We start from the raw sequence: 15,280 nt of genomic DNA, 5'->3' as shown, positions 1-15,280 counted from the left end.
TACATCCAAGGTCCGAGCCGAAATCCGGCTGGAGCACGTTATAGGAAGTGGAAAAACTTGTTAAGCTAATGAACAATGAGGCCGGAAAGGGGAATGTTTATGAAGGTATTGGAGTTTATTGTGAAAAAGAAGGTATTGGTCGGTTTATTGACCGTGTTGATTGTAGCTTTGGGGAGCTTTGCGGTTGTCAAACTGGATAAGGAAATCATGCCGTCGGTCGGGATGGATGGCGCAATCGTCTACATCGACGCGGGGGATATGGCGGCAATTGACGTGGAGCGGCTCATAACCTCGCCGCTCGAACAGAAGCTTGCAGGGATCGAAGGCGTTGAGGAAGTACGGTCGAGAACGACTGTGGGGGGCAGTTCCCTCGATATAACGATTGCCCGCGGGCAGAGCGAAAAGGTCATGAAAGAAGTCGACAAAGCTGTGAATGAAACCAAAGCGGAGCGCCCTGAAATACGGGAAGCCGTGGCGAGTCAATATGGCGTCCAGCAAGGCTACGAGTTTTTCATGGATCTATCGGGCGATGATCTTCAAGCGATGACTACATTCGCCAAAGATGTGCTTGAACCGAGGCTTGAAAGCTTAAAGGAAGTTCGAGACGTCCATCTGTCCGGCGTTTCGGAGCAGGAAGTGTCCATCAAGTTTAAACGGGATGAAATGAATAAACACGGGTTGGATATTTCGCAAGTTGCTGGATTCATTGCGGAAGCGAACTCGGAAGCGACACTTGGAGAGCTACAAGAAGGAATTATCCGTTGGAATTCGAAGCTTGTGGATGTTGACGGTGTGAAGCGTATTGAAGTTCCGACAGCGGAAGGTAGTATTCAACTGAAGGAGCTTGCTGATGTAACGCTAGTACCACGTGATAGTTCATCATTCGTATGGAAGAACGGAACGAAGGAATTGGTGTTCATCCAGGTAGGCAGAGTTGCGAATGTGACGCAGATCGACATGGCGAAAGTGGTTCGTGTAGAAATTCAAAAAATGCGTGATGAAGGCCTTGTGAAAGGCTTTACGTTAAATGAAATGGTGGCGCAGGCGGATATTGTACAGGAATCAATCGATAGTGTTGTCGTCAATATTCTGATTGGCAGTATAGTGGCGATTGCGATTTTGCTTTTATTCCTCAGAAATGTCCGTGCGACGCTTATCATCGCGGTCTCGATTCCGACATCGGTGCTGCTGACTTTCTTGACAGTTTATATGCTCGGATACAGCCTCAATATGCTGACGCTCATCGGTCTAGGGCTTGGGATTGGGATGATGGTCGATTCGTCGATTGTCATTTTGGAATCGATTTATCGTCAGCGGGAGCTCGGCCACGCAAAGTTGGAGGCGGTTCTTGTGGGGACGAAGGAAGTGGCGGGTGCAGTTTTCGCGTCCATGCTGACGACGATCGTGGTATTTCTTCCAATCGGTTTTATCGGTGGGGGATTGGGTGAGTTCATGATCATCCTTGCGATTGTCATTGCGATTACATTGATCAGCTCGGTGCTCGTCGCATTCACGCTCATCCCTGTGCTATCGGAAAATTTCCTGCGTTACCGGGGCGTCCGTGATTCTCGGAAGGAGAGCCGTCTCGTAAAAGGATACAACGCGATTGTAATTTGGATCGTCGGCGCTAAGCGTCGGTGTGTCCTCGTAATTACCCTCTTTTTCGGACTCTTTGCCGGTTCGCTTTTCCTTGTGAATAAAATTCCGATGACCGTCATGCCGGACGTCTTTAATCGATATAGTGAAATCGTCGTTGCACTCGAAACAGGGGTGGAGCCTGCCGAAAAGGAGCGGCTTGCACATCTGATGAACGACAAGATTGCCGGCCTTGAGGATGTCGAGTCCAGCTATGTATTGGAAGGTAGTGGGAATGAACTGTTTGTCATCGTTAATATGACAAAAGGTGATGACGTCATTCATGAGCAGAAAGAAGTGAATGAACAGCTTTTACGAGCGTTGCGTGAATTCCAAGACTCGGAACCGATCCGAACTGTGCAACCGGCAATGTCCGAAATTAGCGGAGCACCTGTCCAAGTGATGGTCAAAGGGGAAGACTTTGGTCAGATGCAGGCAATTGCAGAGGACATTATAGGTCGACTTGGAAAAGTTGATGGAATTGTCGGCGTGACAAATTCGATGGAACGCACCACAGAGGAAAAGAGGATTGTCCTAAACGAAAAGGCGATTGCGGATGCAGACTTAGCGCAAATGCAGGTGAAGCAGTTCATCGAGCAAGCCTTCATTGAAATGCCTGTAGGCCAATTGGTGCTCGATGGAGAAAATGTGCCTCTCATCGTCAGCTGGGACCAAAAAACAAATTCTCGCCAAACGCTATTTGACTTGGAAATACCGACAATGGAAGGCAATAAGAAATTATCGGATTTTCTTGACTTGGAAAGTGTCCGAACGCCCAATGAAATCACGCACATCGGAGGGGAACGATTCATTTCTGTTTCGGCAGATATAGAAGGTAGAGATTTAGGCGCAATCAATCGCGACGTGCAGAAGATTATCAAGGAATTCAAAACGCCAATGGGCTATACAATTAATGTGGCCGGTGATATCGAGCAACAACAAAAGTTGATGATGGAAATGCTTTTTGTGTTAGGCATAGCGCTTTTCCTCGTTTACTTTGTGATGGCTGTTCAGTTCAATCATTTAGGGCATCCGCTTATTGTCATGTCCGTCATTCCAATGGCAATTATCGGCGTCATTATCGGATTGTTCGTCACACAGATGGAGCTCAATCTGTTGTCCGGGATGGGCATCATCATGCTAATTGGTATTGTTTTGAATAATGCGATCCTCTTGATTGACCGTACGAATCAGCTTCGCAGGGAAGGGATGTCCATGGAGGAGGCTTTGGTTGAAGCGGGCAGGAACCGAATTCGTCCGATCTTCATGACGACGTTGACGACGGTCGGCGGAATGCTGCCCCTTGCGCTCGCTTCAGGTGCATCGGGTAATTATCAGGCGCCGCTCGCAACGGTGTTGATTTCCGGATTGCTGTTTGCGACGTTCATCACATTGCTGTTAATTCCATCGGTGTATCATTTGTTTACGAAGACGGAGAAGGTGGCGAGAGAGGTGTCCTCCAAACGCAAGAAAGGGGTGGCGACACGATTGGCAGAACCTGTTAAATGAATATTGCTAGTGCGAGCACGATCTTCATGGAAAATGGAGATCGTGTTTTTCCGCTTGTCATTAGATAAGAAAGACGGCTACAATGAGGCGATGAAGGAAGGGAGTGAGTTCGTTGAACGAAAAGGAGTACGACAACCTTCTTCGGATCAAAACAGGTGGAACGCTTGAGCTATTGAGCCAGTCTGCCCATTATAACCGCTATGAAGCGACGCCTTACGAAGCGCTGGATGAACTGTTCGAAACGTATAAACTGCATCAGTCGGACGGCTTTGTCGATTTTGGGTGCGGCAAGGCGCGCGTGTCATTTTACGTCCATCATCACTTCGGTGCATCAGTGACGGGTATTGAAATGAATGGCCAGCTCTATGAGGACGCAATTGAAAACTTGGTAAAATACCGCCGGAAAGCGAAGTTCCGCGGTGGAGCGATCCGTTTTGAACGCTGTTTCGCGGAAACGTATGAAATCGATCCATCGGAGAATAAATTTTACTTCTTTAATCCGTTTTCTATCCAAATATTTATGACAGTCATCAGAAATATCCTCCTGTCCGCGGAACGGGTTGCCCGCCCAGTCGACATCATCCTTTATTATCCGACTGCGGAATATGTGCAATTTATGGACAATCAGACGCCTTTTGAGCTTTGGAAAGAAGTTAAAGTTGACCGGCTTTACGATAAAAATGAAAATGAGCGATTCTTAATCTATCGATTGGGTGGGTAGGAAAGATATCGATTATTTCCTGAAGGATATCGTTCATTTCCCAGCAGATATCGATCAATTCAGCGGAGATATCGATTATTTCCCGGTATATATCAATCATTTCCCAAGATATATGGTCGTTTTGTGACCTTGGACCTAATTGGTCAAAGGCATTCGGCGCGACAGATTTGGTCATCTGCGATGAAAATGACCGCGGAAGAGAAAAAGTAGTAGCCCTTGCCCGTCGCGCCCCATGCACTTAACAAATCAATCACAACAAATGCATCGCCGCCTCCGCTTCATACCACGGAACAGGGTAGCCTTTGCCTTTCGCGCAAAAGATCGACGTGGATGTGTATTCCGGGTCGGCGTCTTTATTGTAGCCGATCGCCTCGATTACTTCCTCCGGATTATGGCATTCGTCATAGCCGCCAAACTGCAAAGTAAGTGCACCTTTTCCGTTCGTGAACGATGCGAATACGGTGCTGTAATTCATGAAAGTCGCAACCGGAACTCGGCCTTTCACGACTGTGTTTTCGCCAATCGTTTCAGGCGGCTCGAAGCTGCCAGATGCTTGTTGAATATCGGAAAGGACGCGCCCGATATGATTCAAGCCGACTTTTATCTTAAAATCGTAAACCGGTTCGAGCAGGACGTTTTCGGCTTTCTCCAACCCTTGCCGCAATGCGCGGAATGTCGCTTCCCTGAAATCGCCGCCGGACGTATGCTCATTATGCCCTCTGCCTGTCAGCAAGGTGATTTTCACGTCGGTCAACGCCGATCCTGTCAATAAACCGTGATGAGAACGCTCGAAAATATGGGTTCGCACCAAGTTTTGATTGCCGACCGATAAATCATTTGCATGGCATGCATTATCAAATGAAATGCCGCAGTTCCGTTCCGCAGGCTCAATCTTCAAATGAACTTCCGCATAATGTTTCAACGGCTCGAAATGGCCATAGCCGTTGACGGTGGAACGGATCGTCTCTTTATACAAGATTTTCGGATTCCCGAACGACACGTCGAAATGGAACCGATCCCGCACGATTTGTTTCAACACCTCAAGCTGGATGACCCCCATCACATGGACGTGGACTTCTTGGACATGCTCGTCCCAGACGACGCGCAACGAAGGGTCTTCAGCGTCTAACATTTTAAAACATCGCAGCACTTCCTTCACATGGATGGAGGAGTCAAAAATGACTTTCGACTTCAAGGTTGGAATTAAATCGAACTCCGCCTTTTCAACGAGCGCGCCGAGCGGATCACCCGCAGCAGCCTCAGAAAGCCCTGTCACCGCGACAATTTCTCCTGCAAATGCAGCTTCTACCGTTTGAAATTTGCTTCCGTTATATCGCCGAATCTGCGTTACCTTCTCAAGCTTGCTTGCATACTGTACTTCATCCCTAACGTGCAGACTACCTTGCAACACTTTTAGGAACGTCACCCGGTTCCCATTTTCATCATGCCGGACCTTGTAGACGCGTGCCTCGAATTCTCCTTCATCCACATAATTCGTCTCAGTTAGCAATTCCAACTTCTCTAAGAAATCAAGAACACCAATATCCTTCAGGGCGGAGCCATGCCCATAAGCGAAAACATCACGGTTCCGAATCATATGCTTCAATGCATCCAGCCACATCGATTCATCATAGCCGGCGTCCATATAGTTCTCTAGCAATGTCTCGTCTCGTTCCGCAATGAATTCAATGAGGCTTTCCGTCATGACCCCATTGTCCAATTCGGTTAAATCAAAGATGTCTTTTGACAGGTTGCTGCGAATTTCATCCACGACGTCCTGTAGATCAACGCCTTCGCGATCGGTTTTATTCAAAAAGAAGAAGGTCGGGACTTGATGCTTTCTCAGCAATTGCCAAACCGTTTCGGTATGTCCTTCTACTCCGTCCGCTGCACTGATGATGACAACAGCTGCATCCATCACCTGAATGGCCCTTTCCATTTCAGGTGAGAAGTCGACGTGCCCTGGCGTGTCGATGAGCGTGTAATGCGAGTCGTTGAATGTAAAGGCGCCTTGGTCCGCAAAGACGGTAATGCCTCGGTTCCTCTCAATTTCATGGTTATCGAGGAACGTGTCTTGATGGTCGACGCGGCCCCGTTGGCGAATGCTATGTGTATGAAATAGCAGCTGTTCGGAAAATGTCGTCTTGCCCGCATCGACATGGGCGACGATTCCAATCGTTTTATGCATAGGTGCACCTCGATTTCATTTCTGGATTATATCTTCTATTTTAGACGTAAACAGGGGTTAATAGGAAGGTATGGTTGGAATTGAACCGTAAAAAACGCACCCCAAACTGGAGTGCGAATCTTATCGACTGAACAGCAATTGCTCGATTTCCTTTCGAGGAAGCGGCTCGGAATAAAGATAACCTTGCACTTCATTGCAACCGAGCTGATTCAGGAAGTTTCCTTGCTCTTCCGTTTCAACACCTTCCGCGATGACATTCAGTCCCAAGTTCTTCGCAAGGTCGATGATCGCTTTTACGATTGCCGTGTTGTTGTTGCTCAGCTCACTGATAAACGCCTGGTCGATTTTCAGATGGGACAGCGGGAACTTGCTCAAATAGAGGAGGGATGAGTACCCTGTCCCAAAATCATCGACACTTACGGTGATGCCTGCGTCATGAAGCTCCTGCAAAACAGTTTCGCATCGCTTGACGTCTGACATCATGCTTTCAGTGATTTCTAAATTCAAAGACGAAGGTTGGAGCCCGGTTTCGTTCAGGATTCTGAGTACATCTTCCACGAAGGAAGGCTGATTGAATTGCCTCATCGATACATTGACGCTCATCCGTAACGGAGGAAGCCCTTGTTCCTGCCATGCTTTCGCCTGCGTACATGCTGTTTTCAACACCCATTCGCCTAGCGGGAGGATGAACCCGTTCTCCTCCGCAATCTCAATGAATTTCAGCGGCGGGATAAACCCCCGGTCAGGATGATTCCATCTGGCTAACGCTTCCATCCCTTTCACCTTTCCGGTTTTCAAATCGAATTGGGGCTGATAATGAAGGAGGAATTGTCCTTTTTCCAACGACTGCCGAAGTTCCATTTCGAAGAATGTCTTCTCCATCAGTTCTTCGTGGAGCTCCTCCGTGAAAAATCGGAATGTGCCTCTGCCTGCCGCCTTTGCCAAATACATGGCCGTGTCCGCACTGCGGATGAGTGTACTATAATCCTCTCCGTCGTTTGGATACAATGCGATTCCAATGCTTGGTGCAACGAAAATCTCTTGTTTTTCGAAAAAGTATGGCAGTGAAATGTCGTCAATGATTTTTGATGCAAGGGCGGTCAGTTCATCTGTATCGCCGGAGTCAACAAGGACGACAAATTCATCTCCGCTCAGTCTGGCTGCGGCATTTTCACTTTGAACACAATCACGCAGCCTTTCTCCAACAGCAATGAGCAATTGATCACCGACATGGTGACCTAACGTGTCATTAACATTTTTAAAACGGTCCAAATCTAGAAACAGGACGGCAAACTGCGTGTTTTCACCGGAGTTAGCAATTTTCTGCTTCACATTCTCTTGAAGATTTCTCCGGTTTGGCAGGCGGGTCAAGGAGTCGAAATAAGCCATGTGCTCAATGATTTTTTCCGCTTCGATCCGTTGTGTAATGTCAATGGCGGTGCCGACAACCTCTACGATTACTCCATCTTTCGCAATCGGTGAAAGGTAAACGAGGAAGAAAAGGCCATCGTGGGCTAACTCGAATTGGACAACCTCTCCCGCCATCCCCGCCAGCAAATGTTTCCTGAATGATTCGAGCTCCTCTTCGGTGAATGAATGGACGACTTCCTGTGCATTTAATTTGTCAGCAGAAATTCCGATCCGTTCTTTTATTTGTCCTTCGAATAGGGTGAATTCAATTTCCCCGTCCTCTGTAGCAGTGTATTTAAATATGGCATTTTGTAAGTTTTTCACGGTTGTACGGAAGTCATTCTGCAAAGCGATTTCAAGGGATTCTTCGGCCTGTTTACGGGCTGTAATATCATGGCGGATCGCAATATATTGTTCGGGCTTCCCTCCCGCGTCAAGGAACGGGACGATTGTCGTACTGACCCAATAGAGCGAGCCGTCCTTTGCCCGGTTGCAAACATCGCCTTGCCATATATCCCCGCTTTGAATGGTGTTCCACATTTCCTGAAAGAAGCTTTTCGGATGAACTTTAGAATTTACAATGCGGTGTGTTTTTCCGATCAATTCTTCATTTGAGTATTGGGACAATGCACAAAACTTGTCATTGACATACGTAATGACGCCCTTGGCATCGGTAATAACGACAACTGAAGAGCGGTCAAGCGCATTTTCGATATTATGCAGATTTAGCAGTGTTTCTTTATATTTTTCCTTCGTCGTTTCGCGTGCCGTAATATCACTGTCTATGGAAAGGAATTGGATACTTTCCCCGGACTCATCCAATATCGGGATAATGTTGGCATTCACCCAATAGGGAGAGCCATCTTTTGCAATGGACTTGACGTTTTTCTGCCAAGCTTCTCCGCTCGCAAAAAACTGTTCTATTTCCTCCATGAAGAGATTCAGTGCAAAGTCGGGGTTGACAACAGAGTAACTTTTTCCAATCAACTCCTCCTCGGAGTAACCGGAAAGCGCGCAAAAATTCCTGTTTACATATAGAAATCGGCCATTTCTATCAGCAATTGAAACGCAGAACTTTTTATCAAAGAAAGACATTAGGGAAGCGAAGCTTAGTTTCGATAACACTTTTTCCAATTCCTTTCTATATACAAAAACAACGCAAGAATGCGAAGAAAGATTTCTGTGTAATCCACAGGATGAAGGGACAGAAATATAATTAGCCTAAAAAATAAATTTTTTAACAGGAAATATTTATATGTTAATTATACCATCCGCCAGAGCGGCATTCCACATGATGTAGCCCTGTAGTCAGTTTGTTAGTAGTGTGAACTATTAATATATCTAATTAATTAAGCAAAAATGAATTGACTTTCAATTGATGTCGTCGTACGTTTAGAACAATAGATGAAAACGTTACTATTACATAGGTTCACACACAGAGGGGGTAGCAAAATGGGAGTAGGGAATCTGAAATGGAGTCGGCCGGAGCAACTGGAAGATCTATTATGTGAGCTGGTCAGTTGGGATAGCCGAACGGGAACAATAGGGGAAATCGAGTTTTCGACAAAAATATTAAAAAAGCTATTGGAATTGCAATATTTCCAGGAAAACAGCTCGCAAATCCATTTCCACGACGCGGGCAAAGGAAGAAATGCGGTGACCGCTCTTTATAGCAGTGGGGTGACGAATAAAACAATTGTGCTGATGAGCCACTTTGACACCGTTCATACAGAGGAATTTGGCGGCAGTTTGGAAGATCTCGCTTTCCAACCTAGACTTCTGACGGAAGAATTTAAGAGGCGGATTGCCGATTTGCCGGATGACGTGCAAGTGGACGTCGCTTCGAATGAATACTTATTTGGCCGAGGAACGATGGATATGAAGATGGGGATTGTGTTGCATCTTCATTTATTGGAAAGGGCATGTGTAGAACAGTGGCCGATTAATATCCTTTTCTTGACGGTGCCTGACGAAGAAGTGAATTCTTCCGGAATGAGGGTAGCCGTGAAAGGACTTGTGGAATTAAGGGAACTTTATCAGTTGGAATATGAGCTATTCTTAAATAGCGAACCGTCATTTTCACAAAAACCGCAAGACGACAACTATTATATATACTCGGGAACAATCGGGAAGATTATGCCTTCCGCACTGTTTTACGGGAGAGAGACGCATGCAGGTGAGCCTTTAAGCGGCATGACGAGCCACTACATGGCGTCTTATTTGACGAGGTCGATGGAGTTCAATTCCGATTTTGTGGAAGAAGTGTATGGGGAAAGGACCCCGTTGCCGGTGTGTTTACAGCAGGTGGATTTGAAGGAAGATTATTCGACCCAGACATCCCATCATAGTGCGGCTTTGTACAATGTCTTTTTGATGCGGCAAAATGCTGATGACATTATGAAAATATTCAAAGACACGGCCGTCCGGGCGATGGCGGATTGCGCAAAGGATTATAAGGCGGTTTGTGAACGGGAAGGCGTTCAGCCCCTCGGAGATATTAACGTACTGGAGTACAAGGAATTGCTTAGCTATGCTAAGGGAAAAATCGGCGACTTGAAAGTTCAAGCAATCCTTGACGATATCATGTCGAATGAGTCGTTGGATGAACGGCAAATGTCCATGCTTATCAGCGATCGGTTACTGTTGCATTGTCAGGACTTGGCGCCTGCCGTCATTTTGTTTTATGCTCCTCCGTATTATCCGGCCGTCAATTCATCTGAAAATGAACTCGTTCGAGAAAAGATTGCCCTTGCACAAAAGGTTTTACGCGAAGAATGCCAAGTGGAAGCGAAGCAAGTGCATTATTTCAATGGAATTTCGGATCTCAGCTATGTGAATTATGATACGGCAGATTCGGGCTGGCAGACTTATCAAAACAACACTCCCGTCTGGGGAGAGACATATAGCATCCCCTTCAAAGAAATGCAGCAACTTCAGGCACCGGTTCTAAACATCGGGCCGTTTGGCAAAGACGCGCATAAGTTAACGGAGCGTTTACACAAAAAGAGCGCATTCCTTTATACTCCTCGTGTTTTGGAGAAAGTCATTGAGAGTATGTTTGCTGTCATAATGTCATGAATTCCTAAGGTCAACCCATTTCATCGGGGTTGGCTTTTTTTGTTAATAAAAAGTGAATCTTTACTACTGTTTGCCGTCTATTAGTTGTACACTATTTGTATAGATATAGTTTTGAAGATTAAGAAAGGGGTGGAACGGATGGGAAAGGGGAAGTATTCAAAGACAGAGAAGAGTTGGATGTTTTATGATTGGGCAAACTCTGCCTACTCAATTATCATTACGACAGCAGTATTTCCGATTTTTTACAAGTCGGTGGCAACCGACGCGGGTGTCAGTTTGACGCAATCAACGGCGTATTTGGGGTATACGGTGGCGATTGCGACGTTCATTTTAGCGATGATCGGTCCGATTTTGGGGACGATAGCCGATTATAGGGGATTGAAGAAAAAGTTTTTCTTCGCATTCTTCCTGATCGGTTCCCTGTCGACGGTTTCGTTGGCGTTTGTCCCTGAGGGAACATGGCTGCCGCTATTGGTCATTTATACGATCACCGCCATCGGATTCCATGGGGCGAACATTTTCTATGATGCATTTCTCGTTGACGTTACACCAGAGGAGAAGATGGATGAAGTTTCAGCACGGGGCTTCGGATTAGGGTATATCGGCAGCACAATTCCGTTCATTATTAGCATCGCCATCATCTTATTGGCATCAAAAGATGTGATACCTCTTTCAGCAACCGTCGCAAGTAAGATAGCTTTTGTCATTACGGGAATTTGGTGGTTCACCTTTACGATACCGATGCTGAAAAATGTTGTTCAAGTTCACGCAATTGAACGGGAGCCGAAGATTTTAGCAAGCAGTTTCCGACGGCTCGGTGAAACGTTCAAGGAAATAAAGAAATACAGAACGGTCTTTATCTTCTTGTTAGCGTACTTCTTTTATATCGATGGGGTCGGTACTATCATTTCGATGTCGACGGCATATGGAACTGATCTAGGCATCGAAGCGACAGACCTTCTCATTGTCCTGTTTGTCACCCAAGTCGTAGCCGCGCCGTTTTCGATTTTGTATGGACGACTAGCAAAACGGTTTTCGGTGAAGACGATGTTATACGTAGGAATTTTCGTGTATATTATCGTTTGTATTTATGCATTCTTCTTATCGACGACATTGGACTTTTGGATTTTGGCTATGCTTGTCGCAACATCGCAAGGAGGCCTTCAGGCACTAAGCCGCTCTTATTTCGCGCAGCTTGTGCCGAAAGAGAAGTCCAACGAGTTTTTCGGCTTCTATAATATATTCGGTAAGTTCGCGTCCGTCATGGGACCTTTATTGCTCGCAGTAACCGCTACATTGACAGGCAGCTCTGCGTACGGTGTATTCAGCCTTGTCATCTTGTTTATCATCGGTGGTATTCTGTTGCGGATGGTGCCAAAACCGGAAAGCGAGATCGCATAAAAAAAGCTGTTTTCGAAGTCGATTGCGACGTGGAAACAGCCTTTTTCCATCTAACTCATTTCGGTTCAATCCGATGCATTTGCAAAATCCGGAATCCGTGTTTTTCAAGTCTATCACGCAATTTGGCCATTTCTTCATCGGATTTTCCGTCTTCGAGGGTGAGTACGACTCTCCGTGCGAGGGCGGAGCCGTTGTCGAGTGTGAGCATGCCTTCGATGTTTTCGTCCTTCAGCGTTGTCGTCAACTTTCTGATCATGCCCCGCGCTTCGGTCGAGGCAAGTGTGATGTTGATTCCGCCGGTCTTTAATCCGAAGGCGTCTTCCAGGACGCTTTCGACTTTGTTATGCGTCAAAATTCCGAGCAGCTTGCCATTTTTTACGACGCTGATGAAAGGCAATGATTTAATTTTAAGCAAAGCGCTTAAAAATGAAGCGTCCTCATATAAGTAGATGTCTTGGTGTTCTAGCAAGAAGTCGATCGGCTTATTACCATCCCCCTGATCTTCATAAAGATAGGACAGCAGATCGACTTTGTAGATCATCCCTTTGTAGGCGTCGTCGTTGTCTACGACAGGGATGCAGCGGTATCCTGTCTCGTTGATTTTTGCTAGTGTTTCAGATACGCTTTGGTCCACCTTTACGGTAGCGACACCTAGTCTCTCTACAATCAAATCCCGAATATGCATACTTTCTCCCCCTTATTTATAGTTTCAGTCAAGTCTAAATTTTTAGTTTAGATTGCCTTCCATTATAATTGAAATTTTGAATGTTGTACATGAAAACTTATAATAGTAGTATGTAAAGCAAGAAAGGGGCTTGGAACTACTTGTTGAACTTGGACTCACTCCTCGACGTTGTTGGCGAGTTATTTGCGGATGAAATTTCAATTGTCGTATCAAATACGAAAGAATATATTTACTACCGGCCGAGCAAGCGGATCGATTTGAAAATCCGGCCTGGTGACCCTGTACGGGAAGGGACGATTGCCTATAAGGCACTTACGGAAGGGCAGAAGGTTTCCGAATTCATCAACCGGGATGTGTTCGGTGTGCCATATCATGGCATGGCAGTTCCGTTCCATGATAATGGCGTTTTGGACGGATGCGTCGTTGCCATCTATCCGGCTTACACGGAAGGGAAGTCGGTCGTCACTGTGAAAACGCAAGATGGTTGGGTTCCTGTCCCGTTTTCCGAAGTGAAGTATATCGAAGTGCGGGAACGGAAAACAGTCGTTGTCGCCGATCATATTACTGGTACCCACCGGAATTCATTGCAAAACTTTGAATTCGTCCTTCCTCATGAGATGTTCGTCCGCTGTCATCGGTCATTCATCGTCAACGTTACACAAATCAAGGCTATATACCCGGATACCCATTCGACGTTCATGCTTTCCATGAAAGATGGCTCGCAAATTCCGGTCAGTCAATCATATTCCAGCTATTTCCGGAAGCTTTTAGGCTTCTGAGACGGAAAAATGCTGCTTTAGACAAAGGATATGAGCGTTTGTTCGTAAATACCGTCTTTCATTCAAGAAACCCCTATCATTCCGTAAGATACGATACGATTATCTAAAAGTTATGAAAAGGGGCGCTAGTTAATGGATAACCATATGAATCGTATCAGAATTGAAAAATTGAGAGATTTAGTCGTTACGCCTGAAGAGGCCGCTTCTTGGATTAAGGACGGAATGACATTAGGACTGAGCGGATTCACTCGAGCGGGTGACGCGAAAGCGGTTCCAATGGCATTAGTGAAACGTGCTGAAACAGAAAAGTTCAAAGTGAACGTATTTACAGGAGCATCCCTTGGTTCGGATATCGATAAATTATTCGCTGAAGCGGGCATTGTGAAAAAGAGACTGCCATTCCAAGCGGAAAAGGCGATGCGCAACGGCATTAACAACGGGGAACTCCTTTTTGTCGACCATCATCTGTCCCATACGGCGGAATGGATTCGCACAAATGTGACGGAACCAATCGACTTCGCAATTTTGGAAGCGATTTCAGTGACGGAGGACGGAATGATCATCCCGTCGACTTCCGTCGGCAACTCGTTATCGTTTGCGAAGCATGCAAAATCGATCATTATTGAAATCAACACGGCGCAGTCGACTTAATGGGAAGGCATCCATGATTTGTATGACCCGGGCAAACAAGGTGAACGGAATCCAATTCCATTGACGAAAGTCGATGACCGAATCGGAACGATCGGCATTCCGATCGATGTTGATCGCGTGAAAGGAATCGTGTTCACACATCAATTGGATTCGCCGTCAACAATCACTCAGCCTGACCACGATACGGAGATTATGGCGGAACATTTGCTGTCATTCCTGCGTTCGGAAGTGGAGGCTGGCAGATTGACGAACAGTCTTGCTCCTCTTCAATCAGGAATCGGTTCCCAGGCGAATGCCGTGCTGCATGGTTTACTGAACTCGGAATTCGAAGACCTTGAAGTGTATTCCGAAGTGTTGCAAGATGCGGTATTTGATTTGATGGACGCGTGCAAGGTCCGTAAGGCTTCGTGCGCATCGATCACGCTGTCGCAGGAGAAGATGGACAAGGTCTTCAACAATTTGGATCAATACCGGGACAAGCTGATCATGCGTCCACAGGAAATTTCGAATCATCCGGAGATCATCCGCCGTCTCGGTTTGATTTCCATCAACACGGCGCTTGAACTCGACATTTACGGCAACGTCAATTCGACGCATGTGACAGGGACGAAGATGATGAATGGCATCGGCGGCTCCGGCGATTTCGCCCGAAATGCAAGACTTGCCATCTTCGTTACGAAATCGATTGCCAAAAACGGCGACATTTCGAGCATCGTGCCATTCGTTTCACATGTGGATCATACGGAGCATGACGTCGATGTTATCGTCACAGAGCATGGGTACGCGGATTTGCGTGGACTTGCTCCGAGGGAACGCGTCGGTCTCATCATTGCGAATTGTGCACATCCGATGTACCGCAGTCAGCTATGGGAATATTACTATGAAGCACTTGAAAGAGGCGGCCACACACCGCATGTGCTCGAAAAGGCGTTTTCATGGCATATGAATCTCATGCAACACGGAACGATGCGCCCCCTTACTGAGAAACGCATCTGACGTCAACCAACCAATCGAACTTTAACGATATACCCGCCAATGAAAAAAGCTGTCCAGAAAGTCGAGAAATTGACTATCTGTGACAGCTTTTTTGTACTTGAAATGGTTCCGCGCCCAAAGCGAGAGGTCCCGCGCCCAAAGCGAGAGGTCCCGCGCCCAAAGCGAGAGGTTCCGCGCCCAAAGCGAGAGGTTCCGCGCCCAAAGCGAGAGGTTCCGCGCCCAAAGCG

General features: G+C 46.5%; 8 protein-coding genes and 1 pseudogene. 6 read left to right on the top strand and 3 right to left on the bottom strand.

The genetic code is table 11. The annotated features are described in order from the left end of the window. Positions 1-99 precede the first annotated feature (99 nt). Both AB1K89_RS16785 and AB1K89_RS16780 read left to right on the top strand, forming a co-directional pair. Positions 100-3,144, top strand: coding sequence for an efflux RND transporter permease subunit (locus tag AB1K89_RS16785; RefSeq protein ID WP_413055847.1), 3,045 nt, complete (start codon positions 100-102; stop codon positions 3,142-3,144). A 112-nt stretch (positions 3,145-3,256) separates the two neighbouring features. Further along, the gene (locus AB1K89_RS16780) at positions 3,257-3,865 is read left to right on the top strand and encodes a class I SAM-dependent methyltransferase (RefSeq protein WP_413055846.1); all 609 of its coding nucleotides are present in this window, start codon (positions 3,257-3,259) and stop codon (positions 3,863-3,865) included. 250 nt (positions 3,866-4,115) lie between these two features. Here AB1K89_RS16780 and AB1K89_RS16775 read toward each other — a convergent pair whose 3' ends face one another. After that, positions 4,116-6,053: a GTP-binding protein gene (locus AB1K89_RS16775; protein ID WP_413055845.1), complete on the bottom strand. Its 1,938-nt coding sequence runs from the start codon at positions 6,051-6,053 to the stop codon at positions 4,116-4,118. Between the two features lie 120 nt (positions 6,054-6,173). After that, positions 6,174-8,558, bottom strand: a complete 2,385-nt coding sequence (locus tag AB1K89_RS16770) for a sensor domain-containing protein (protein ID WP_413055874.1) — start codon at positions 8,556-8,558, stop codon at positions 6,174-6,176. 357 nt (positions 8,559-8,915) lie between these two features. Between AB1K89_RS16770 and AB1K89_RS16765 the strand changes: the two genes are divergently transcribed. Together AB1K89_RS16765 and AB1K89_RS16760 are read left to right on the top strand one after the other, a co-directional pair. Then, positions 8,916-10,541 (top strand): M20/M25/M40 family metallo-hydrolase, encoded by a 1,626-nt coding sequence (locus tag AB1K89_RS16765; RefSeq protein WP_413055844.1) that lies wholly within the window; start codon positions 8,916-8,918, stop codon positions 10,539-10,541. A 138-nt stretch (positions 10,542-10,679) separates the two neighbouring features. After that, positions 10,680-11,942, top strand: coding sequence for an MFS transporter (locus AB1K89_RS16760; RefSeq protein ID WP_413055843.1), 1,263 nt, complete (start codon positions 10,680-10,682; stop codon positions 11,940-11,942). A gap of 55 nt (positions 11,943-11,997) precedes the next feature. On the opposite strand, the gene AB1K89_RS16755 is transcribed toward AB1K89_RS16760, so the two are convergent. Continuing rightward, entirely contained in the window at positions 11,998-12,627 is a 630-nt protein-coding gene (locus tag AB1K89_RS16755; RefSeq protein WP_413055842.1) for a CBS domain-containing protein, read from the bottom strand. Positions 12,628-12,767: 140 nt separating this feature from the next. On the opposite strand from AB1K89_RS16755, the gene AB1K89_RS16750 reads away from it, so the two are divergent. Next, positions 12,768-13,406, top strand: a complete 639-nt coding sequence (locus AB1K89_RS16750) for a LytTR family DNA-binding domain-containing protein (RefSeq protein WP_413055841.1) — start codon at positions 12,768-12,770, stop codon at positions 13,404-13,406. A 132-nt stretch (positions 13,407-13,538) separates the two neighbouring features. Beyond that, positions 13,539-15,053, top strand: a pseudogene (gene scpC, locus AB1K89_RS16745) (succinyl-CoA:acetate CoA-transferase ScpC). Positions 15,054-15,280: the final 227 nt, after the last annotated feature.

It is taken from the genome of Sporosarcina pasadenensis, from assembly GCF_047228845.1.
Classification (GTDB): domain Bacteria; phylum Bacillota; class Bacilli; order Bacillales_A; family Planococcaceae; genus Sporosarcina.
Note: the sequence above shows the minus strand (reverse complement) of the source record. Positions and strands in the feature narration are given on the sequence as shown.

Excerpts from the sequence above, each read along its gene's own strand:
- AB1K89_RS16785 (WP_413055847.1), top strand. The coding sequence starts at position 100 with ATGAAGGTATTGGAGTTTATTGTGAAAAAGAAGGTATTGGTCGGTTTA.
- AB1K89_RS16775 (WP_413055845.1), bottom strand. The coding sequence starts at position 6,053 with ATGCATAAAACGATTGGAATCGTCGCCCATGTCGATGCGGGCAAGACG.
- AB1K89_RS16770 (WP_413055874.1), bottom strand. The coding sequence starts at position 8,558 with ATGTCTTTCTTTGATAAAAAGTTCTGCGTTTCAATTGCTGATAGAAAT.
- AB1K89_RS16765 (WP_413055844.1), top strand. The coding sequence starts at position 8,916 with ATGGGAGTAGGGAATCTGAAATGGAGTCGGCCGGAGCAACTGGAAGAT.
- AB1K89_RS16760 (WP_413055843.1), top strand. The coding sequence starts at position 10,680 with ATGGGAAAGGGGAAGTATTCAAAGACAGAGAAGAGTTGGATGTTTTAT.
- AB1K89_RS16755 (WP_413055842.1), bottom strand. The coding sequence starts at position 12,627 with ATGCATATTCGGGATTTGATTGTAGAGAGACTAGGTGTCGCTACCGTA.